17 protein-coding genes are annotated in these 20,935 nt (G+C 62.9%); 8 read left to right on the top strand and 9 right to left on the bottom strand.

What is annotated here, in order from left to right; genetic code table 11:
* Window positions 1-17 precede the first annotated feature (17 nt).
* From B9A31_RS17500 to arcD (B9A31_RS17490), 3 genes are all read right to left on the bottom strand, one after another.
* Window positions 18-1,028 carry an ornithine carbamoyltransferase gene (locus tag B9A31_RS17500; protein ID WP_016713102.1) on the bottom strand — a complete coding sequence of 337 codons (1,011 nt, stop codon included), beginning with the start codon at window positions 1,026-1,028 and terminating at the stop codon, window positions 18-20.
* 69 nt (window positions 1,029-1,097) lie between these two features.
* Window positions 1,098-2,351, bottom strand: a complete 1,254-nt coding sequence (arcA, locus tag B9A31_RS17495) for an arginine deiminase (protein WP_025753771.1) — start codon at window positions 2,349-2,351, stop codon at window positions 1,098-1,100.
* Window positions 2,352-2,384: 33 nt separating this feature from the next.
* Complete coding sequence (arcD, locus tag B9A31_RS17490) at window positions 2,385-3,812, bottom strand: arginine-ornithine antiporter (RefSeq protein ID WP_019098202.1); 1,428 nt, start codon at window positions 3,810-3,812, stop codon at window positions 2,385-2,387.
* A 435-nt stretch (window positions 3,813-4,247) separates the two neighbouring features.
* Here arcD (B9A31_RS17490) and arcD (B9A31_RS17485) point away from each other — a divergent pair, with 435 nt between their 5' ends.
* Complete coding sequence (gene arcD / locus B9A31_RS17485) at window positions 4,248-5,675, top strand: arginine-ornithine antiporter (RefSeq protein WP_027609549.1); 1,428 nt, start codon at window positions 4,248-4,250, stop codon at window positions 5,673-5,675.
* On the opposite strand, the gene B9A31_RS17480 is transcribed toward arcD (B9A31_RS17485), so the two are convergent.
* From B9A31_RS17480 to gap, 6 genes are all read right to left on the bottom strand, one after another.
* Window positions 5,655-6,068 carry a YbaN family protein gene (locus B9A31_RS17480; RefSeq protein WP_019098204.1) on the bottom strand — a complete coding sequence of 138 codons (414 nt, stop codon included), beginning with the start codon at window positions 6,066-6,068 and terminating at the stop codon, window positions 5,655-5,657. The two genes, arcD (B9A31_RS17485) and B9A31_RS17480, sit on opposite strands and share 21 nt — an antisense overlap.
* A gap of 54 nt (window positions 6,069-6,122) precedes the next feature.
* Window positions 6,123-6,716, bottom strand: a complete 594-nt coding sequence (locus B9A31_RS17475) for a biliverdin-producing heme oxygenase (protein ID WP_019098205.1) — start codon at window positions 6,714-6,716, stop codon at window positions 6,123-6,125.
* A 142-nt stretch (window positions 6,717-6,858) separates the two neighbouring features.
* Window positions 6,859-9,447, bottom strand: coding sequence for a TonB-dependent receptor (locus B9A31_RS17470; RefSeq protein WP_084297176.1), 2,589 nt, complete (start codon window positions 9,445-9,447; stop codon window positions 6,859-6,861).
* A 126-nt stretch (window positions 9,448-9,573) separates the two neighbouring features.
* Window positions 9,574-10,536 (bottom strand): FecR family protein, encoded by a 963-nt coding sequence (locus B9A31_RS17465; RefSeq protein WP_025753768.1) that lies wholly within the window; start codon window positions 10,534-10,536, stop codon window positions 9,574-9,576.
* A gap of 88 nt (window positions 10,537-10,624) precedes the next feature.
* Window positions 10,625-11,137 (bottom strand): RNA polymerase sigma factor, encoded by a 513-nt coding sequence (locus B9A31_RS17460; protein WP_084297175.1) that lies wholly within the window; start codon window positions 11,135-11,137, stop codon window positions 10,625-10,627.
* A 200-nt stretch (window positions 11,138-11,337) separates the two neighbouring features.
* Window positions 11,338-12,339, bottom strand: coding sequence for a type I glyceraldehyde-3-phosphate dehydrogenase (gap, locus tag B9A31_RS17455; protein WP_027609551.1), 1,002 nt, complete (start codon window positions 12,337-12,339; stop codon window positions 11,338-11,340).
* A 264-nt stretch (window positions 12,340-12,603) separates the two neighbouring features.
* Here gap and edd point away from each other — a divergent pair, with 264 nt between their 5' ends.
* The 7 genes from edd (at window position 12,604) to B9A31_RS17420 (ending at window position 20,934) form a co-directional block, all read left to right on the top strand.
* Entirely contained in the window at window positions 12,604-14,430 is a 1,827-nt protein-coding gene (gene edd, locus B9A31_RS17450) for a phosphogluconate dehydratase (protein ID WP_016713092.1), read from the top strand.
* On the top strand, window positions 14,427-15,389 hold the full coding sequence (locus B9A31_RS17445) for a glucokinase (protein WP_027609552.1): 963 nt from the start codon (window positions 14,427-14,429) through the stop codon (window positions 15,387-15,389). Before edd ends, B9A31_RS17445 begins: the two co-directional genes overlap by 4 nt.
* Before the next feature lie 72 nt (window positions 15,390-15,461).
* Window positions 15,462-16,187: a two-component system response regulator GltR gene (gene gltR, locus B9A31_RS17440; protein ID WP_084297174.1), complete on the top strand. Its 726-nt coding sequence runs from the start codon at window positions 15,462-15,464 to the stop codon at window positions 16,185-16,187.
* A complete protein-coding gene (locus tag B9A31_RS17435; RefSeq protein ID WP_025753766.1) occupies window positions 16,168-17,622 on the top strand; it encodes an ATP-binding protein in 1,455 nt (484 codons plus the stop codon). The genes gltR and B9A31_RS17435 overlap by 20 nt, the downstream gene beginning before the upstream one ends.
* Window positions 17,623-17,767: 145 nt before the next feature.
* Entirely contained in the window at window positions 17,768-19,054 is a 1,287-nt protein-coding gene (locus B9A31_RS17430) for an ABC transporter substrate-binding protein (protein ID WP_025753765.1), read from the top strand.
* Window positions 19,055-19,187: 133 nt separating this feature from the next.
* A complete protein-coding gene (locus B9A31_RS17425) occupies window positions 19,188-20,096 on the top strand; it encodes a carbohydrate ABC transporter permease (RefSeq protein WP_019098213.1) in 909 nt (302 codons plus the stop codon).
* Window positions 20,089-20,934, top strand: coding sequence for a carbohydrate ABC transporter permease (locus B9A31_RS17420; protein ID WP_016713086.1), 846 nt, complete (start codon window positions 20,089-20,091; stop codon window positions 20,932-20,934). Before B9A31_RS17425 ends, B9A31_RS17420 begins: the two co-directional genes overlap by 8 nt.
* The last annotated feature ends 1 nt before the right edge of the window (window position 20,935 follow it).

The raw sequence follows: 20,935 nt of genomic DNA, 5'->3' as shown, positions 1-20,935 counted from the left end.
CAGGAACGAGGTGGTTGTCAGAGGTCAGCCAGGGTCGACACCAGGATCGCCTTGATCGTGTGCATGCGGTTTTCCGCCTGCTCGAAGGCGATGCAGGCCGGCGACTCGAACACGTCGTCGGTCACTTCGATGCCGTTGGCCAGGTCCGGGTACTGTTCGGCGATCTGCTTGCCTACCTTGGTTTCGGAGTTGTGGAACGCCGGCAGGCAGTGCATGAACTTGGTCCGCGGGTTGCCAGTGGACTTCATCAGCTGCGCATTCACCTGATAAGGCTTGAGCTGCTTGATGCGCTCGCCCCACGCCTCGATCGGCTCGCCCATCGACACCCACACGTCGGTGTGCACGAAGTCCACACCCTTGACCGCAGCAACCGGGTCTTCGGTGAGGGTGATGCGGGCGCCACTTTCTTCAGCGTACTTCTTGCAACGCTCGACCAGGTCATCATGCGGCCACAGCGCCTTGGGTGCGGCGATGCGTACATCCATGCCAAGCTTGGCACCGATCAGCAGCAGTGAGTTGCCCATGTTGTTGCGGGCATCGCCCAGGTAGGCGTAGCTGATGTCATGCAGCGGCTTGTCGCTGTGCTCACGCATGGTCAGCACGTCGGCGATCATTTGCGTTGGGTGATATTCGTCAGTCAGGCCGTTGAACACCGGCACGCCGGCAAACTTGGCCAGCTCTTCGACGATTTCCTGCTTGAAGCCACGGTACTCGATGGCATCGTACATGCGCCCGAGCACGCGGGCGGTGTCTTTCATGCTCTCTTTGTGGCCAATCTGCGAGGAATTGGGGTCGATGTAGGTGACGTTGGCGCCTTGGTCATAGGCCGCCACTTCGAACGCGCAGCGGGTACGGGTGGAGGTTTTTTCGAAGATCAGGGCGATGTTGTTGCCCTTCAGGTGCTGCTGCTCGGTGCCGGTGTACTTGGCGCGCTTCAGGTCGCGGGACAGGTCCAGCAGGTAGCGCAACTCGCGCGTGGTGTGGTGTTCCAGGCTGAGCAGGTTGCGGTTGTGAATGTTGAACGCCATGACTTTTCTCCTTGAGTTTGGTGAACGCACCGGCCGCCGCTTTGTGAGGGCGGCCGGGGGTAATGGGCGTTAGTAATCGATAGGGTCGCGCACAATTGGGCAGGTCATGCAGTGGCCGCCGCCACGGCCCCGGCCCAGTTCGCCGGCGCTGATGGTGATGACCTCGATGCCCGCCTTGCGCAGCAGGGTATTGGTGTAGGTGTTACGGTCGTAGCCGATGACCACACCCGGCTCGATGGCCACCACGTTGTTGCCGTCATCCCACTGTTCGCGCTCGGCGGCGAAGCTGTTGCCGCCGGTCTCGACCACGCGCAGCTTGACCCCCAGTTGCTCGCCCACCACTTCGATGAACGACTTGTTGATGCGGCGAACGTCCATGCCGTACGGCTTGCCTTCGTCCGGGCGGATGATGAACGGCACGATCTCTTTCACCACTTCCGGGAAGACCGTGACCAGGTCGCTGTCGCAGAAGCTGAACACGGTGTCCAGGTGCATGGCGGCGCGCGACTTCGGCAGGCCGGCGACGATCACTTCCTTGACGGCGCCCTTGGCGAACAGGTTCTGCGCCAACTGGCCGATGGCCTGGCGCGAGGTGCGCTCGCCCATGCCGATGAGCACGATGCCATTGCCGATCGGCATCACGTCACCGCCTTCGAGGGTGGCATTGCCGTGGTCTTTGTCCGGGTCGCCATACCACACCTGGAAGTCGGCGCCGGTGAACTCCTTGTGGAACTTGTAGATGGCTGTGGTCAGCAGGGTTTCCTGACGTCGCGCCGGCCAGTACATCGGGTTCAGCGTCACGCCACCGTAGATCCAGCAGGTGGTGTCGCGGGTGAACTGGGTGTTGGGCAACGGCGGCAGGATGAAGCTGGAATGGCCCAGGTAGTCGTTGTACATCTTGACCACGTCGGCGCCTTCGCTTTGTGGCAGGTCCTGGCCCGCCACGCCACCGATCAGGAATTCGGCCAGGTGGCGAGGATCAAGGCCTTCGAGCCAGCTGCGCACTTCGTTGGTCAGGCCCACACCCACGGTGTCGGGAGTGATCTTGCGGTCGAGGATCCACTTCAGTGCTTCGGGTTGCTGGACGATGTCGGTCAGCAGGTTGTGCATTTCCAGCACATCTACGCCGCGCTCGCGCATCTTGGTGACGAAGTCGAAATGGTCACGCTTGGCCTGGTCTACCCAGATCACATCGTCGAACAGCAGTTCATCACAGTTGCTCGGCGTCAGGCGCTTGTGCGCCAGGCCCGGGGCGCAAACCATCACTTTGCGCAGTTTGCCGGCTTCGGAGTGGACACCGTACTTCTGTTTTTCAGCGGACATGGTTTCATTCCTCCAATTGGACGAAGACGTGGGTCAAAGGGTCAGGAAGCCGTCGTACAGGCCGAAGGCTGCCACCAGGGCGCCGATGACCACGGCTGCGAAGATCAGTTTTTCCACGTTGGTGAAGACAGGTTGGCCTACCTCACGCTTGGCCTTGGCGAACAGGATGGCGCCAGGTGCGTAGAGCAGGGCCGAGAGCAGTAGGTATTTCACGCCGCCGGCGTACAGCAGCCAGATGGCGTACAACAGGGCGATACCGCCGATGATCAGGTCTTTCTTGCGTTCGGCCAGGGCTTGTTCGTAGGTTTCGCTGCGCAGTGCCAGCAAGAAGGCGTAGGCCGCCGACCACAGGTAAGGCACCAGGATCATCGAGGTGGCGAGGTAGATCAGCGACAGGTAGGTGCTGTTTGAGAACAGCGTGATCACCAGGAAGATCTGCACCATGGCGTTGGTCAGCCACAGGGCGTTGGCCGGCACCTGGTTGGCGTTTTCGCGGCGCAGGAACTCCGGCATGGTGTGGTCCTTGGCGGCGGCGAACATGATCTCGGCGCACAGCAGCACCCAAGACAGCAGGGCCCCCAGCAGCGAGATGATCAGGCCGACGCTGATCAGCACCGCACCCCAGTGGCCGACCACATGTTCCAGCACGGCCGCCATCGACGGGTTCTGCAGCTTGGCCAGTTCGGGTTGGGTCATGATGCCCAGCGACAGCACGTTGACCAGCACCAGGAACAGCAACACGGTGACGAAGCCGATGACCGTGGCCTTGCCCACGTCAGAGCGTTTTTCCGCCCGGGACGAGAAGATGCTCGCACCCTCGATGCCGATGAACACCCACACGGTGACCAGCATCATGTTGCGCACCTGGTTCATCACGCTGCCAAGCTCTGGTGTGCCTACGGCCCAGATATCGGCGCTGAAGATGTCGAGCCTGAAGGCGAACAGGCAGATCAGTGCGAACAGCACCAGCGGCACCACTTTGGCCACGGTGGTGACCAGGTTGATGAACGCTGCTTCCTTGATGCCGCGCAGCACCAGGAAGTGCACCGCCCACAACAGGATCGATGCGCCAATGATGGCGGCCGGCGTGTTGCCTTCACCGAAAATCGGGAAGAAGTACCCCAAGGTACTGAACAGCAACACGAAGTAGCCGACGTTGCCCAGCCAGGCACTGATCCAGTAGCCCCAGGCGGAGGAAAAGCCCATGTAGTCGCCGAAACCGGCCTTGGCGTAGGCATACACCCCGCCATCCAGGTCAGGCTTGCGGTTAGCCAGGGTCTGGAACACGAAGGCCAGGGTCAGCATGCCGATGGCGGTGATGCCCCAGCCAATCAATACCGCACCAACGCCCGCGCTGGCGGCCATGTTTTGCGGCAGCGAGAAGATACCGCCGCCAATCATCGAACCGACGACGAGTGCAACTAACGCGCCGAGCTTTAGTTTTCCAGATGAATCAGACATTTAACAACTCCTGCCAGGAGAAAGTTGACATCAGCATAAATCTGACGCCTTTGCCGTACGCTGACTTGCGTCAGTTTATGGCTACGTGAAGGTAGGAAATTTCCTTCACGGGTGCTCCTGGAGAGTGCCGGCAGCTTAAGCTGCAAGCCTTGCGCGCTGGCACCTCCATGTCGTTCTAGAGCAAACGCTCTGTTCAGCCTGCGATGCTTGAAGCTAGCCGCTTTTGCCGCTTTCGCAAATTTTTCACAAGAATTTCGAGTTTTATCAGTTTCTTTTCTAGTTGCCGCGCAGCTGCTAGTTTTTACAGGGCAGGTGCATAGACAAAGCCGTTATGAGTGCTATAGCTTCAATGCCATGCTTCATTATAAGTATCAGCGTTTATATGGCCCGCAACGCTGTTTCAAATGCGTGACAGTGCATAAAAAAGGGAGGCTCATGAGCGAACCGGGACAGAAGCTGCGCCTGGGCGCGCTGATCGCGCTGGTGGTTGGCTCGATGATTGGTGGCGGGATCTTCTCGCTGCCGCAGAACATGGCGGCGCGTGCCGATGTAGGGGCGGTTTTGATCGGCTGGGGCATCACCGCTGTCGGCATGCTGGCGCTGGCATTCGTGTTCCAGACCCTGGCCAACCGCAAGCCGGAGCTCGATTCGGGGGTGTACGCCTACGCCAAGGCGGGCTTCGGTGAATACATGGGCTTCTCCTCGGCCTGGGGTTACTGGATCAGCGCCTGGCTGGGTAACGTCGGTTACTTCGTACTGCTGTTCAGCACCCTGGGCTTTTACTTTCCGGTGTTTGGCGAAGGCAACACGCCAATCGCCATCGGCTGTGCCTCGCTGCTGCTGTGGGCGGTGCATTTCCTGGTGCTGCGCGGCATCAAGGAGGCAGCGTTCATCAACCAGGTGACCACCGTGGCCAAGGTGGTGCCATTGCTGATGTTCGTGGTGATTGCCGCGTTTGCCTTCCGCGCCGATATCTTCACCCGGGATATCTGGGGCATGAGCAACCCGCAGTTCGGCAGCGTGCTGGAGCAGGTGCGCAACATGATGCTGGTGACCGTGTTCGTGTTCATCGGTATCGAGGGGGCCAGCGTGTATTCCGGGCGAGCCGAGCGCCGTTCGGACGTGGGTAAGGCTACGGTCATCGGTTTTCTCGGTGTGCTGGCGTTGCTGGTGCTGGTCAACGTGTTGTCGCTGGGGGTGATGACCCAGCCGGAACTGGCCGGGCTGCAGAACCCCTCACTGGCCTCGGTGCTGGAGCACATTGTCGGCCCTTGGGGCGCGTTGCTGATCAGCCTCGGGCTGGCGGTCTCTCTGCTCGGTGCCTTGCTGTCCTGGGCGCTGCTGTGCGCCGAGATTCTGTACGCCACGGCGCGGGACAAGACCATGCCGCGCTTTCTGGCCAGGGAAAACGCCAACCATGTGCCGGCCAACGCCCTGTGGCTGACCAACTGCATGATCCAGGGCTTCCTGTTGATCACGCTTTTCTCGGCCGGTACGTACACCAGCCTGATCTACCTGGCTTCTTCGATGATACTGGTGCCCTACCTGTGGTCGGCGGCTTATGCCGTGCTGCTGGCGGTGCGTGGGGAAACCTACGCCGGGCAACCGGGCCTGCGCCGCAAGGACCTGCTGGTGGCGCTGGTTGCCCTGCTGTATGCCGTTTGGCTGCTGTACGCGGGGGGGCTGAAGTACCTGCTACTTTCTGCGCTGTTGTACGCACCCGGTGTGGTCCTGTTCGCCAGGGCCAAGCATGAGCAGGGGCAGACCTTGTTCACCACCTGGGAAAAACTGATTTTTGCTGCCGTGCTTGTGGGTGCTGCGCTGGCGGCCTACGCCTTGTATTCAGGGCTGCTGAGCTTGTGACGGGGCAGGGCAGGCATGCTCCGGGCGCGACCAGATCCACAGGTTGCCCAGGGTCATGCCGGCGACGGCCAGGAACACCGGCCAGCGGTGTTCGAGAAAGGTCAGCATCAGGCCAGCACACAGCAGCATGCTGACGGTCGCGCTTACCTTGGCCCGGCGCTGGATCACCTTGCCATTGCGCCAGTTGTAAAGGATTGGCCCGAACAACCGGTGGTTTTCCAGCCAGGCTGAAAGGCGCGGTGAGCTGCGCGTAGCAGCCCAGGCGGCCAGCAGGATGAACTCGGTGGTCGGCAAGCCAGGAATCACGATGGCGACAAGGCCCACGCCCAGGCTCACGTAAGCCAGTATTCCATACAGCAGGCGGGCGAGTTTGGAGCGGGCGGGTCGGGTCATGGTCTCACTGCATAAAACGGTGCGGCCACCGGAAGGGTGGCCGGCTACGGCGTATCAAACCAGCGCGGCATCAGCAGCATAGGCGTGCTTGAGCAGCTCGGTGAAGCGTTCGAAGGCGGCAACTGCGCCGCGTTCGGCAGCGGCTTCCTCTTCGGCCGACAATGCCAGGCCATCGAGGATGCGGGTGAACTGCTTCCAGCCTTCGGCACGGCCACCGGCCGGTTCGCCCAGGTGGCGGGCACCGAAGCTGTCGGACAGTTCCAGGGCCACGGCACGCTTGATCAGAAACGCAGCGCCCAGTTTGGAGCCTTCGGAGACGAAGATCCAGCCCATTGCCTCACCCAGGCTCGGTTTGCCCAGGGCGCCCGGCACGGCTGCCGGTACTTCGGTGTCGAGGTCGGCGAGGTCCCGGCGGGCCTGATCGGCGCGGCAGCGCTCGGCCAGGTCCGGGACGATGGCGATCAGTTGCGGGTCGTTGTACAGGGCCTGCAATTCAGACTGGAACAGGTATTGGGCAACGACGAAGCGGGCAAAGCTTTCGCGACTGTCGAAGGGCGCGTGGGATTTGACCAGGGCATCCAGTTCGGCGTGCGGGGCGTGGGTGATCTGGTTCAGGCGCTGGGAGCGCAGGGCTGGGCGTTCGGTCATGGGGGCAGTCCTTGGAAAAAGGGGCGTCTAGATACAAGACGAAGCAGCGGGGGCGGGACAGTAAAAAAACTGGGTATTAGTGTTGCCTGGACCGGCCTCTTCGCGGGCGTGCTCGCGAAGAGGCCGGTCCAGGCGGAGGGAATCAGATATCCCAAACCACATTGATACCGAAGTTGCGCCCCGGCATGGTCAGGCGGTCGATGTTGGCGGGCTGGGTCACAGCCGCTTCACCCTGGCCGTCGTAGCTGCGTACCGAATCCCACTGCCAGTATTTCTTGTCGGTCAGGTTGTACAGGCCGGCGTTGATGGTGACGTCGTCGGTCACCTTGTAGTAGCCGGTCAGGTCCAGCACGCCGTAGCCCGGTGTACGGAACTTCGAGGTCGAGCCGTCAGGCGAATAGAAGGTGCTGTCGTCGACGCGGGTCTTGCGCTTGACCAGTGTCCAGCTCAGCAGGCCACCGTAGTTTTGCTGCTCGTAACCCAGGCCAAACACGCCTTTCAGTGGGTTTACGCTGTTCAGCGGTTCTCCGGTGTCATCGTTGCGGCCGTAGGTGTAGGCAATCGAGCCCTGGGTATACAGACCTGGCGGCGCACCGAAGTGGTCGAGGTTCAGGCGGCCCTTGACCTCGGCACCCTTGATGGTGGCGTGCTTGATGTTGTTGGCCTGGAAGGTTTGTTCCAGGTTGGCGCTTTGCACGGCGTCTTCGTCGATGAAGTCGCGGTACTTGTTGTAGAACACCGCCACGTCGAAGTTGCCGGCGTCGAAGTTGCCGCGCAGGCCGGTTTCGTAGCTTTTGCTCTTCTCCGGTTCGAGGTTCGGGTTGCCCTCTACACGGTAACCTTGCTCGATGTTTTCAAAGCGACCATACATGGCTTTGGCCGTCGGCGTGCGGAAGCCTTCGGCGTATTGGCCGTACCAGGTGTAGTTGTCGTTGAAGGCGTAGGTCAGGCCGAACTTGGGCGAGACGCGGTGCCACTTCTTGTCCGAATCGTCCTGGGATGTTGGGGCGGTACCGGTGGATGCCAGACCACGCAGGAATTCTTCGGTGAACTTGGGCGCCATGCGCGTGTAGTCGTAGCGCGCGCCTGGCATGAAGGTCCAGTTGTTCCAGCGGATTTCGTCCTGCACGAACAGGCTGTAGGTGTTCACGGTCGGGTCCGGGAAGTCGCTGACCAGCGCCTGGCCGTCTGCCGGACGGTCGGCGCCGATGGTGGTGCAACCGGAGCCAATGGTCAGGCAGGTGCCGGTGCCACTGCGCGATCCGGTGACCTTCTCATGCTTGAGCGTGGTGCCGTAGGTCAGCAGGTGGTCGGTGGCGCCGATGCTGAAGGCCTTGTCGAGCTGGGCATCGAACACCCACTGACGGTCCTTGTAGGTGGTGTCGCGGGTACGCAGAACCTGGCGGCCAGGCGGTGCGTAGACTTCCTCTGTGTGCTGGTCGGTCTTGGCGATCTGGTAGTTCAGGCTCCACTTCACTTGGTCGGCGACCACCGAGTCCAGGCCGAATTCGTGATTGATGCCGAAGCGCTCGCGGGTGATGGTGTCGTTGCCATTACGCGCCTTGTAGTAGCCCATGCCGCCAAAACCGGGAATGAACGGCCCGCCCACTGCGCTGAGGATGTTCTGGTCGCGGTCATCCTTGTAGCGCTCGTAGGTCACGCCCAGGCGTGCGTCGTCGGCGTAGTTCCAGCCCAGTTTGGCCAGCACGTTGGTGGTGCGTACATCCATCGGGTTGGCTTCGGTGCGCGACAGGCCGTCACCGCTTTGGCTGCCGTGGGTTTCGGTCTCGTGGCCGTTGCGCTGGCTCAGGTGCAGCAGGCCATCGAAGTCGCCCTCGCGGCCGGCGACGGTGGCAGAGGTCAGCCAGCTTTCGTCGGCCGAGCTGTAGCCGGTCTTCAGGCGGGCGCCTACGTCCTTGCCAGGCTTGACGATGTCGTCCGGGTCGAGGGTGAAGTAGCTTACCGCGCCGCCGATGGCGTTGCTGCCGTACAGCACCGAGGCCGGGCCACGCAGGATTTCCACGCGCTTGACGATTTCCGGGTCGACGTAGTTGCGCTGGGTCTGGGCGTAGGGGCCGTAGAAGAAGCTGTCGGGGATCGACACGCCGTCGACCTGGGTGAGGATGCGCTCGCCGTCGATACCGCGGATGTTGTAGCCGTTCAGGCCGCTGCGCTGGCCGGTACCGGCCACCGATACGCCCGGCTCGTAGCGCACCAGGTCCTGGATGTTGTTGACGTTCTGGCGGTCCAGTTGCTCGCGGGTCTGCACGCTGACGGTGCTCGGCACCTGGCTGACATCCTGGGCGCTGCGGGTGGCGCTGACGGTCACCTGCTGCAGCGCGATCACATTGCCGCTCGCCTGGCGTTCGAGCACCACGTTGCCGTTGCTGATCTTGCGAAAGCTCAGGCCGGTACCCTGCAGCAGGCGCTTGAGAGCGGCCTCTGGCGGCAGCGAGCCCTGCACGCCCGGCGAAGCCACGCCGTCGGCCAGTTCGGCGCTGAAGCCGACCTGCCAGCGGGTGACCTGGCTGAAGGCGTTGATTGCCGACACCAGCGGCTGCTGGCCGATGCTGAAGCGATAGTCGCCCATGCGCGGGCTGCTGGCCTGGGCCGGTTCGGCGGCCAGCGCTGGCAGGCTGCAGGCACCGCTGGCGAGCAGAGCCAAGGTCAACAGGGACAGTTGCCCCGTACGACGGGGAAGGGTGGACGAGCGGGTAGGACCAGTGGACATCGGAAGCGCTCCCAGACGCGCGGGCTGTTATAGGTGATGGCTGTTCTCGTTTTCAAACAAGAATCAGTTGCATTGGCTATAACGAGACGGGTGGGGTAGCGCGATTGCGTAAAAATAATTTTCGGGTCAGTTCAGAATGACCAACGCCGGGTACTCATGCAGCTGTGCCGAGGTGATGTGGGCCAACGCGCGCAGGGTTTCCAGCGGCTGGTCGAGGCGGTAGTTGCCGGTGACTGCCACGTCTTTCAGTTGAGCATTGCGGTTGATGATCCAGCCGGGGTAGTAGCGCCGTACTTCGGCCAGCACCTGGCTCAAGGGGCAGTTCTCGAACACCAGGCGGCCATCGACCCAGGCCAGGTCTTTTTGCATGTCGGCGCGTTGGCGCTGGCCAAAGCCCTGCGGGCCGACGCTGATGCTGTCGCCAGCACTCAGGCGGATGCGCTGGTCGCGTGCCCCCTGCAGGTCGACATCGCCGCGTTGCACCCGCACTTGAGCCTCGCCGTCCAGGTAGCGCACGGCAAAGTCGGTGTCGCGTACTTGGGCACGCAACGGCCCGGCTTCTACCTCCAGCGGCAGCAGCGCATCCTCGGGTACCTGGAAGTAGGCCTCGCCTTGCAGCAGGCGGGCGATCTGCCGGCCGTCGCGGCGGTCGCTGGCAAAGGCCGAATTGGTGTTGAGCAGCACTTTTGCGCCGTCTTCCAGCTGCAGGCGCTGGCGCTCGCCCACCACGGTCAGGTGGTCAGCCTGCAGGCGCATGGGCAGGTTACCGACGGTGAACAGCCCGACCAGCAGCACAGCCGCAGTGGCCAGGGGTTTCCAGTGGCTGCGCAGGCGCCCGCGCCATGAGCGGCGCTGCTGCTGGTGCATCTGCGCGGCTGCGTGGTGCAGTGGGGCACCGTTCCACAGCGCTTCTGCCTCGACATAGGCCTCGGCGTTTTCGGGAGCCGCGCTCAGCCAGGCTTCGAAAGCCTGGGTATCTGCGGCATCGGCACATTGCAGGCGCACCAGCCAGTCCAGCGCCTCGTCCATGGCACGAGCACGGGCGCTGGGCCCGGCGGGTGACGGGCGAGGGGCGGGGCTGTCGGTCACGGGAAATCCTTGAATGGTTTTTCGCGAATGATCAAGGCTAAGGTGGGGTGTGGCAAGGGCTTTGCGTAACCGCCGGGCAGCGGTCGGCTCACTTGAGGCGGTCGGCGACACCCATGCAGATCGCCATGATCAGTTTCAGCTCCTTCTGCACCGTGCTGGGCGACACATTCAGCTGTTCGGCGATTTCCAGGTAGGTGGCGCCATGCAGCCGGCTGAGGATGAAGATGCGCTGCTGGCGCTCGCTCAGCTGGTTGAGGCTGATGCTGAGTTGCTTGAGCAGTTGCTCGGCATGGGCGGCGTCCTCGCTGCTGGTGGCGGGGGCAGCCACACTGTGCAGGACCTCGTCGGGCACGTCGTCGACCAGCATCCGTGCCTGCACCCGGCGTGCGCGCAGATGGTCCAGTGCCAGGTTGCGCGCGGTCTGGAACACGAACGGCTCGATATGCTCGATGGGCCGCTCGCCCAAGGCACGGGACACCCGCAGGTAGGTTTCCTGCAGCAGGTCTTCGGCCGTGCTGGGGTTAGTGACCATGCGTTGCAGCGTGCGCAGCAGGGTAAGGCGCTGGACGAGGAAGACGGAGTTGAACCGGGACTGACTCACGGGGGGACCTGGTCGACGAAAGGATAATGATAATGCTTATCATCTATGCCGAAGGTCAAGTGTGGAAGTGTTAGGAAAAGGTAAAGATTGTGAGTGGCGGGGGTATGTTTGTGCTTGCCACAGCAGTTTCAGCGCCTATGAGATCGAGCTCCGCGCGGGCGGCGCTCGATCTCATAGGCGCCAGAAATGTCACGCCATACTCACCCGGCCCGGCACAACGCCAGGCAGTTATCCAGCATCCGGTTGCTGAACCCCCATTCATTGTCATACCAGGCCAGCACCTTGAGCATACGCCCGTTGGCCCGGGTATGGTTGGCATCGAAAATGGACGACAGCGGGTTGTGATTGAAATCGCAGGAAACCAACGGCAAGGCGTTGTAGCCCAATACCCTGGAATGCTTGCTGGCTTCAAGGAACAGCTGGTTGACCTGCTCGGCCGTGGCCTCTCGCTTGAGGTTGACGGTGAGGTCCACCAGCGACACGTTGATCACCGGTACCCGCACCGCCATGCCGGTCAGCTTGCCGGCCAGCTCCGGCAGTACCAGGCCTACGGCTTCGGCGGCGCCGGTCTTGCTCGGGATCATCGACTGGGTGGCCGAGCGCGCGCGGTACGGGTCGCTGTGGTACACGTCGGTCAGCACCTGGTCGTTGGTGTAGGCGTGAATCGTGGTCATCAGGCCTTGCTCGATGCCGAACTCGCGGTGCAGCACCTGGGCAATCGGCGCGAGGCAGTTGGTGGTGCAGGAGGCGTTGGAAATGACCTGGTGCGAAGCACGCAGGATGTCATGGTTGACCCCGTACACCACGGTGGCATCGGCACCCTTGGCCGGCGCCGAAACAATCACCTTGCCAGCCCCTGCGGCCAGGTGTGCAGCGGCCTTGGCACGGTCGGTGAACAGCCCGGTGCATTCGAACACCACGTCGATCGCCTCGGCCTTCCATGGCAGTTCGGCCGGGTTGCGGATGGCACTGACCGCGATACGGTCACCATTGACCGTCAGGCTCTCGTGGTCGGCCTCGACGGTGGCGTCGAAGGTGCCGTGCACGCTGTCGTACTTGAGCAGGTGGGCATTCATGGCGCTGTCGCCCAGGTCGTTGATGGCGACGACCTGCAGGTCCTGGCGGTAGCCTTGGGTATACAGTGCGCGCAGGACGTTGCGCCCGATGCGGCCGAATCCATTGATGGCGATGCGTAGGGTCATGGGAGTACCTCTGGCAGTCCGAGTGAAACCTGTGGCAAAAAGGAGCTTCACTGAAACGGTTTTGTTGTTGGAATTACAAGATTATTCACTGGCAGATAGAAAACAAGCCTTTTTAGTGGCAGTATTTTGTTTAAACATACAACGAGTGGTCGGGCGATGGGCCTCCACCGATGCAGCGGGCTCCTTACCTTGAGCCTAGGCCGCAATCGTTTGGAGGGGAAATGCCTGGTAAACCGCCCTTACAATTAGCCTGGAGTCCAGTACATGCATCCGCGCATCCTTGAGGTCACCCAACGGCTGGTCGAACGCAGCCGTGCCACCCGCGAACGCTACCTGCAGCTGATTCGCGGTGCGGCCAGTGAAGGCCCCATGCGCGCCAGCCTGCAGTGCGCCAACTTCGCCCACGGCGTGGCCGGTTGCGGCAGCGAGGACAAACAGACCCTGCGCCTGATGAACGCGGCCAACGTGGCCATCGTCTCGGCCTACAACGACATGTTGTCTGCCCACCAGCCGTACCTGCACTTCCCCGAGCAAATCAAGCAGGCCCTGCGCGAGGTTGGCTCGGTCGGCCAGTTTGCCGGTGGCGTGCCGGCCATGTGCGACGGTGTGACCCAGGGCGAACCAGGCATGGAACTGGCCATCGCCAGCCGCGAAGTCATCGCCATGTCCACTGCGGTAGCGCTGTCGCACAACATGTTCGACGCGGCGCTCATGCTGGGCATCTGCGACAAGATCGTCCCCGGCCTGATGATGGGGGCGCTGCGCTTCGGCCATCTGCCGACCATCTTCGTCCCCGGCGGGCCGATGGTGTCCGGCATCTCCAACAAGCAGAAGGCCGACGTGCGTCAGCGCTATGCGGAAGGCAAGGCCAGCCGCGAAGAGCTGCTGGAGTCGGAGATGAACTCGTACCACAGCCCTGGCACCTGCACCTTCTACGGCACTGCCAACACCAACCAGTTGGTGATGGAAGTGATGGGCCTGCACCTGCCGGGTGCTTCGTTCGTCAACCCGTACACGCCGCTGCGCGATGCCCTTACCGCCGAGGCCGCGCAGCAGGTAACGCGCATGACCAAGGCCAGCGGCAGCTTCATGCCGCTGGGCGAAATCGTCGACGAGAAGGCGCTGGTCAACTCCATCGTCGCCCTGCACGCCACGGGCGGCTCGACCAACCACACCTTGCACATCCCGGCGATTGCCCAGGCGGCAGGTATCCAGCTGACCTGGCAGGACATGGCCGACCTCTCCGAAGTGGTGCCGACCCTGTCCCACGTCTACCCCAACGGCAAGGCCGACATCAACCACTTCCAGGCCGCCGGTGGCATGGCCTTCCTGATCCGCGAGCTGCTCGATGCAGGGCTGCTGCACGAGGACGTCAACACCGTGGCCGGCCATGGCCTGCGCCGCTACACCCAGGAACCGTTCCTCGACAACGGCAAGCTGGTTTGGCGCGAAGGGCCACAGCAGAGCCTGGACGAAACCATCCTGCGCCCGGTGGCGCGACCGTTTTCGGCCGAAGGCGGCTTGCGGGTGATGGAGGGCAACCTGGGCCGTGGCGTGATGAAGGTGTCTGCCGTGGCCCCCGAGCATCAGGTGGTCGAGGCCCCGGCACGGGTGTTCCACGATCAGCAGTCGTTGGCCGATGCGTTCAAGGCCGGCGAACTGGAGCGTGATTTTGTCGCTGTGGTGCGTTTCCAGGGGCCGCGTTGCAACGGCATGCCCGAGTTGCACAAGCTCACGCCATTCCTGGGTGTGTTGCAGGACCGTGGCTTCAAGGTGGCGCTGGTCACCGACGGGCGCATGTCCGGTGCCTCGGGCAAGATCCCGGCGGCGATTCACGTATGCCCCGAAGCCTATGATGGCGGCCCGCTGGCGCGGGTGCGCGATGGTGATATCGTGCGGGTCGACGGTGTCGAAGGCACGTTGCGGGTGATGGTATCGGCCGAAGAACTGGCCAGCCGCGACCTGCCGCCAGCGCCTCAGGGCAACGACCTGGGTTGCGGGCGCGAGCTGTTCGGCTTCATGCGCATGGCGTTCAGCCCGGCAGAGCAGGGCGCAAGCGCCTTCACCTCGGCCCTGGAGAACCTCAAATGAAGGACCTGCTGGTTGGCGACATCGGCGGCACCAATGCTCGTTTTGCGTTGTGGCGTGACAACCAGCTGCATGAAGTCAAAGTCTTCGCCACGGCGGACTACACCAGCCCGGAGCAGGCCATCGAAGCCTATCTGGCAAGCCTGGGCATTGCCCGCGGCGGCCTGGCAGCGGTGTGCCTGGCAGTGGCCGGGCCGGTCGATGGCGACGAATTTCGCTTCACCAACAACCACTGGCGCCTGAGCCGCGCGGCCTTCTGCAAGACCTTGCAGGTCGAGCGGCTGTTGCTGATCAACGATTTCACGGCCATGGCGCTGGGCATGACCCGCCTGCGCGAGGGCGAGTTCCGAGAAGTGTGCCCAGGCCAGGCTGACCCGTCGCGGCCGGCGCTGGTTATCGGGCCGGGCACAGGCTTGGGCGTGGGGTCGCTGTTGCGCCTTGGTGAACAGCACTGGCAGGCCTTGCCGGGGGAGGGTGGGCATGTCGACCTGCCGGTTGGCAATGCCCGTGAAGCGGCGATCCATCAGCAAATCCATGGCCAGATTGGCCATGTCAGCGCCGAAACCGTACTCAGTGGTGGCGGCCTGGTGCGCCTGTATCAGGCAATCTGCGCGCTGGACGGCGAAACACCCAGACACGAGACGCCGGCGCAGGTTACCGATGCTGCGCTGGGCGGCGAGCCGCGTGCGCTGGCGGTGGTCGAGCAGTTCTGTCGGTTCCTAGGGCGTGTGGCCGGTAACAATGTGCTGACGCTGGGCGCGCGAGGCGGGGTTTATATTGTGGGTGGCGTGATTCCGCGCTTTGCCGAGCTGTTCCTGCGTAGCGGGTTTGCGGCGAGTTTTGCTGACAAGGGCTGTATGAGCGGCTACTTCGCTGGCGTGCCGGTGTGGCTGGTGACGGCGGAGTTTTCCGGGTTGCTGGGGGCCGGGGTGGCTTTGCAGCAAGCGTTGGATCGGAGATAGGTGTACGGGGGCCGCTTCGCGCCCCCAATAACAGGCAACCAAGACCTGTAACCAACAAGAGGACGGACCACCTTGAGCACTGCCGGCAAATCGATCCTGATGGTCGACGACGACCAGGAAATCCGCGAACTGTTGCAAACCTACCTGAGCCGCTCCGGCTTTCAGGTGCATGCCGAAGCCGACGGCGCAGGCTTTCGCCGCGCTCTGGAAAGCACCCCCTACGACTTGGTCATCCTCGATGTCATGCTGCCCGACGAAGACGGCTTCAGCCTGTGCCGCTGGGTACGCCAGCACCCGCGCCAGGCGCGGGTACCGATCATCATGCTGACGGCCAGCTCCGATGAAACCGACCGGGTCATCGGCCTGGAGCTGGGTGCCGACGACTACTTGGGCAAACCCTTCAGCCCTCGCGAACTGCAAGCGCGAATCAAGGCCCTGCTGCGCCGCGCCGAATTCGGCACGGCGGCACCCGGCAATGCCGTGCTGGCCTTCGATGACTGGCGCCTGGACACGGTCAGCCACCGGCTGTTCCATCGCGACGGTGAAGAGGTGATGCTGTCGGGCGCCGACTTTGCCCTGCTCAAGCTGTTCCTCGACCACCCGCAGCAGATTCTCGACCGCGACACCATCGGTAATGCCACCCGTGGCCGCGAGCCCATGCCGCTGGACCGCATTGTCGACATGGCGGTCAGCCGCCTGCGTCAGCGCCTGCGCGATACTGAAAAACCACCCCGGCTGATCCGCACGGTGCGCGGCAGCGGCTACCTGCTGGCGACGCATGTCTGCAATGCGCCCTGAGCGGCGCTGGCGCTTGCTGCCGCGTTCGCTGCTGGGGCGCATGCTGCTGCTGACCCTGTTGGTGGTGCTGCTGGCCCAGGGCCTGTCGAGCATCATCTGGGTGGCCCAGCTGCGTGCCAGCCAGTTGCAGGGCCTGCGTGCCAGCGCCAGCAGCCTGGCCCACTCGATGAGCGCCAGTGTCAGTTACTTCCGCTCGCTGCCGGTGGCCTACCGGCCCATGGTGCTCGACCAGTTGCGCAGCATGGGGGGAACACGCTTTTTCGTGTCACTCAATGCCAAACCACTGGATATGCCGGTGCTGCCCGTTACCCCGCGCAAGCAGGCGGTGATCGATGTGTTCCAGCAGGTGCTGCATGAGCGCCTGGGTTCGCAGATGGACATTTCCGTGGAATTCGTCGGGCCCGATGACCTGCGCATCTTCAACAGCGGCCTGAAGCTCGACGAGCTGCCACGTTCCTGGGCGCATTACTCGTTGACCCTGGAACCGCTCAACCCGCCGGTGCTGGTCACGCAGATCCGCCTGGGCGAGGGCGAGTGGCTGTACATCGCCTCGCTGCTGCCCGAACCCTACACCAGCCTTGAGGCCGAACGCCTGCCTCGCCAGCAGATCGGCTTCATCGTGCTCACCACGGCCTTGCTGTTGCTGTTCATCGGCTTGCTGGTGCACTGGCAAAGCTGGCCGCTCAAGCGCCTGGCGAGGGCCGCGCGGGAGATGTCGCTGGGCGCCGATGTGGCGCCGGTGGCCGAAGGCGGTGGCAGCGAGGTGGTCGAGGTGGGCCGGGCGTTCAACAGCATGCGCGAGCGCATCAGCCGCTACCTGACGGAGCGCAGCCAGCTGTTCAGCGCCATTTCCCATGACCTGCGCACCCCGATTACGCGCCTGCGCCTGCGCGTCGAACTGCTGGAAGACGAACACTTGCAGGCCAAGTTCAGCCAGGACCTGGATGAACTGGAACTGCTGGTGAAAGGCGCCTTGCAGTGTGTGAAAGACACCGACATCCACGAAAACATCGAGCCGGTGGACCTCAACCAGGTGCTGGAAATCCTGGCCGAGCCCTACCTGCGCGATGGCCGTATCACGGTTGAAGGCCGCGCGCTGGCGCCATACCCCGGCAAGCCGCTGGCGCTGCGCCGCTGCATTGGCAACCTGATCGACAACGCCATCAAGTACGGCGAGCGGGCACGGCTGCGCATCATCGACAGTGCCGAGGGGTTTGTGCTGCAGGTGGACGATCAGGGCCCGGGGGTGCCGCAGCAGCAGCTGGAGCAGGTGTTCGAACCGCACTTCCGCCTGGCCGCGCAGCAGCAAGGTTATGGGTTGGGGCTGGGGATTGCCCGCAACATCGCCCACAGCCATGGGGGCGAGGTGAGCCTGCTGAACCTGAGGGAAGGTGGTTTGCGGGTGACCTTGTATCTGCCGCGTGGCATGGAGTGAGTCTGTGTGTGGCAGGTGCCGGCAATGTAACCAAACGATGACATTCACGCATCGCTTCGTTACCTGGCGAGGTGGGCAGGCTGTTTAGACTTCAAGCAACGCAAGCGCTCGACTTGCACGGCATAACAACAAGAAAGGTGCTCCGATGAATTCCACGCTCCGGCTCGCTGCCGCAATCTCCCTGGCTTCTCTACTCCCGCTCAGCGCCCAGGCTGCCGAACCCAAAGGCAGCGTCGAAGTCGTGCATTGGTGGACTTCGGGTGGTGAAAAAGCTGCTGCCGATGTGCTCAAGGCCCAGGTCGAAAAAGACGGCTTTACGTGGAAAGATGGCGCCGTCGCGGGTGGTGGCGGTGCCACAGCCATGACCGTGCTCAAGAGCCGCGCTGTAGCCGGCAACCCACCAGGCGTGGCGCAGATCAAAGGGCCTGACATCCAGGACTGGGCGGCCACCGGCTTGCTCGATGGCGATGTGCTCAAGGATGTGGCCAAGGCCGAACAGTGGGACACACTGCTCGACCAGAAGGTCGCCGACACTGTGAAGTACGACGGTGACTACGTCGCCGTACCGGTAAATATCCACCGTACCAACTGGCTGTGGATCAACCCGGAAGTCTTCAAGAAAGCCGGTATCGACAAGGCCCCCACCACACTCGACGAATTTTACGCCGCCGCCGACAAACTCAAGGCTGCCGGCTTCATCCCGCTCGCCCATGGCGGCCAGCCGTGGCAGGACAGCACCGTGTTCGAAAGCGTGGTGCTGTCGGTAATGGGCACCGAAGGCTACAAGAAGGCCATGGTCGATCTCGACAGCGCCACGCTGACCGGCCCGGACATGGTCAAGGCGTTGACCGAGCTGAAAAAGGTCGCCACCTACATGGACCCGGACGGCAAAGGCCAGGACTGGAACCTGGAAGCGGCCAAGGTCATCAACGGCAAGGCCGGCATGCAGATCATGGGTGACTGGGCCAAGAGTGAGTGGACCCTGGCGAAGAAAACCGCTGGCAAGGATTACCAGTGCGTGCCATTCCCCGGCACCGAAAAAGCCTTCCTCTACAACATCGACTCGCTGGTGGTGTTCAAGCAGAACAACCCTGGTACGGCTGCCGGCCAGCAGGACATTGCCCGCAAGGTGCTGGGTGAAGACTTCCAGAAGGTCTTCAGCACCAACAAGGGGTCGATCCCGGTGCGCAACGACATGCTCGCCGACATGGGCAAGTATGGCTTCGATGCCTGTGCGCAGGCGTCTGCCAAAGACTTCCTGGCGGATGCCAAAAATGGCGGCCTGCAGCCTAGCATGGCGCACAACATGGCCACCACGCTGGCCGTGCAGGGCGCGTTCTTCGATGTGGTGACCAACTACATCAACGACCCTAAGGCCGACCCGGCCGATGCGGCGAAGAAACTGGCGGCGGCGATCAAGGCAGCCCAGTAACCGCTATTCGCGGGCAAGCCCGCTCCCTCAGGTCTGGCGTTCTGCCTGAGACTTGCGGCGAGCAGGGCCCATGTCGGAGCGGGCTTGCCCGCGAAGCGATGCAGAGCATCGCCATTACCTCGGGATCCGATCTATGACCACAACGACCGCCCAACTGCGGGCCTCACCCCTGGACGCGCTTCAGCGCTGGCTGCCCAAACTGGTGCTGGCGCCGAGCATGTTCATCGTCCTGGTGGGCTTCTACGGCTACATCCTCTGGACCTTCGTGCTGTCCTTCACCACCTCGACCTTCCTGCCCACCTACAAATGGGCCGGCCTGGCGCAATACGCCCGGCTATTCGACAACGACCGCTGGTGGGTAGCCAGCAAGAACCTGCTGCTGTTCGGTGGCCTGTTCATCGCCATCAGCCTGGCCATCGGTGTGTTGCTGGCAGTGCTGCTGGACCAGCGCATCCGCCGCGAAGGCTTCATCCGCACCATTTACCTCTACCCCATGGCGCTGTCGATGATCGTTACCGGCACCGCCTGGAAGTGGCTGCTCAACCCCGGCATGGGCCTGGACAAGCTGCTGCGCGACTGGGGCTGGGAGGGCTTTCGGCTGGACTGGCTGATCGACCCCGACCGGGTCGTGTACTGCCTGGTGATCGCGGCCGTGTGGCAGGCCTCGGGCTTCATCATGGCGATGTTCCTGGCCGGCCTGCGCGGTGTCGACCCTTCGATCATCCGCGCGGCGCAAATGGATGGCGCCAGCATGCCGCGCATCTACTGGACCGTGGTTCTGCCCAGCCTGCGCCCGGTGTTTTTCAGTGCGCTGATGATCCTTTCGCACATCGCCATCAAAAGCTTCGACCTGGTGGCGGCGATGACCGCTGGCGGCCCGGGTTACTCATCCGACCTGCCTGCGATGTTCATGTACGCGTTCACCTTCAGCCGCGGTCAGATGGGCATGGGCTCGGCCAGTGCCATTCTCATGCTCGGGGCGATCCTGGCGATCCTCGTGCCTTACCTGTACTCGGAGCTGCGGAGCAAACGCCATGCATAGCCCTGTCGAAAAGCCCGTGCTCAGCATGAGCCGTATCGCCATCCATGCGGTGCTGCTGCTGGCCGTGGCGCTGTACCTGGTGCCGCTGGTGGTGATGCTGCTGACCAGCTTCAAGACCCCGGAAGACATCAGCACCGGCAACTTGCTGAGTTGGCCGCAGGTGATGACCGGCATTGGCTGGGTCAAGGCCTGGGGCACGGTCAGCGGTTACTTCTGGAACTCGATCATGATCACTGTGCCCGCCGTGCTGATTTCCACGGCCATCGGCGCGCTGAACGGCTATGTGCTGTCGATGTGGCGCTTTCGCGGCTCGCAGCTGTTCTTCGGCCTGCTGCTGTTCGGCTGCTTCCTGCCGTTCCAGACCGTGCTGCTGCCGGCTTCGTTCACCCTCGGCAAGCTCGGCCTGGCCAGCACTACCGGCGGCCTGGTACTGGTGCATGTGGTCTATGGCCTGGCCTTCACCACGCTGTTCTTCCGCAACTTCTACGTAAGCATTCCCGATGCGCTGGTCAAGGCAGCACGCCTGGACGGTGCCGGCTTCTTCACCATTTTCCGCCGCATCATCCTGCCGATGTCGACGCCCATCATCATGGTCTGCCTGATCTGGCAGTTCACCCAGATCTGGAATGACTTCCTGTTCGGTGTGGTGTTCTCCAGTGGCGACTCGCAACCGATCACCGTGGCCCTGAACAACCTGGTCAACACCAGCACCGGGGCCAAGGAATACAACGTCGACATGGCGGCGGCGATGATTGCCGGCCTGCCAACCCTGCTGGTCTATGTGGTGGCAGGCAAATATTTCGTGCGCGGGCTGACGGCCGGCGCGGTCAAGGGGTAAG

The organism is Pseudomonas sp. URIL14HWK12:I5, from assembly GCF_900176445.1.
GTDB classification, from domain to species: Bacteria; Pseudomonadota; Gammaproteobacteria; order Pseudomonadales; family Pseudomonadaceae; genus Aquipseudomonas; species Aquipseudomonas monteilii.
Note: the sequence above shows the minus strand (reverse complement) of the source record. Positions and strands in the feature narration are given on the sequence as shown.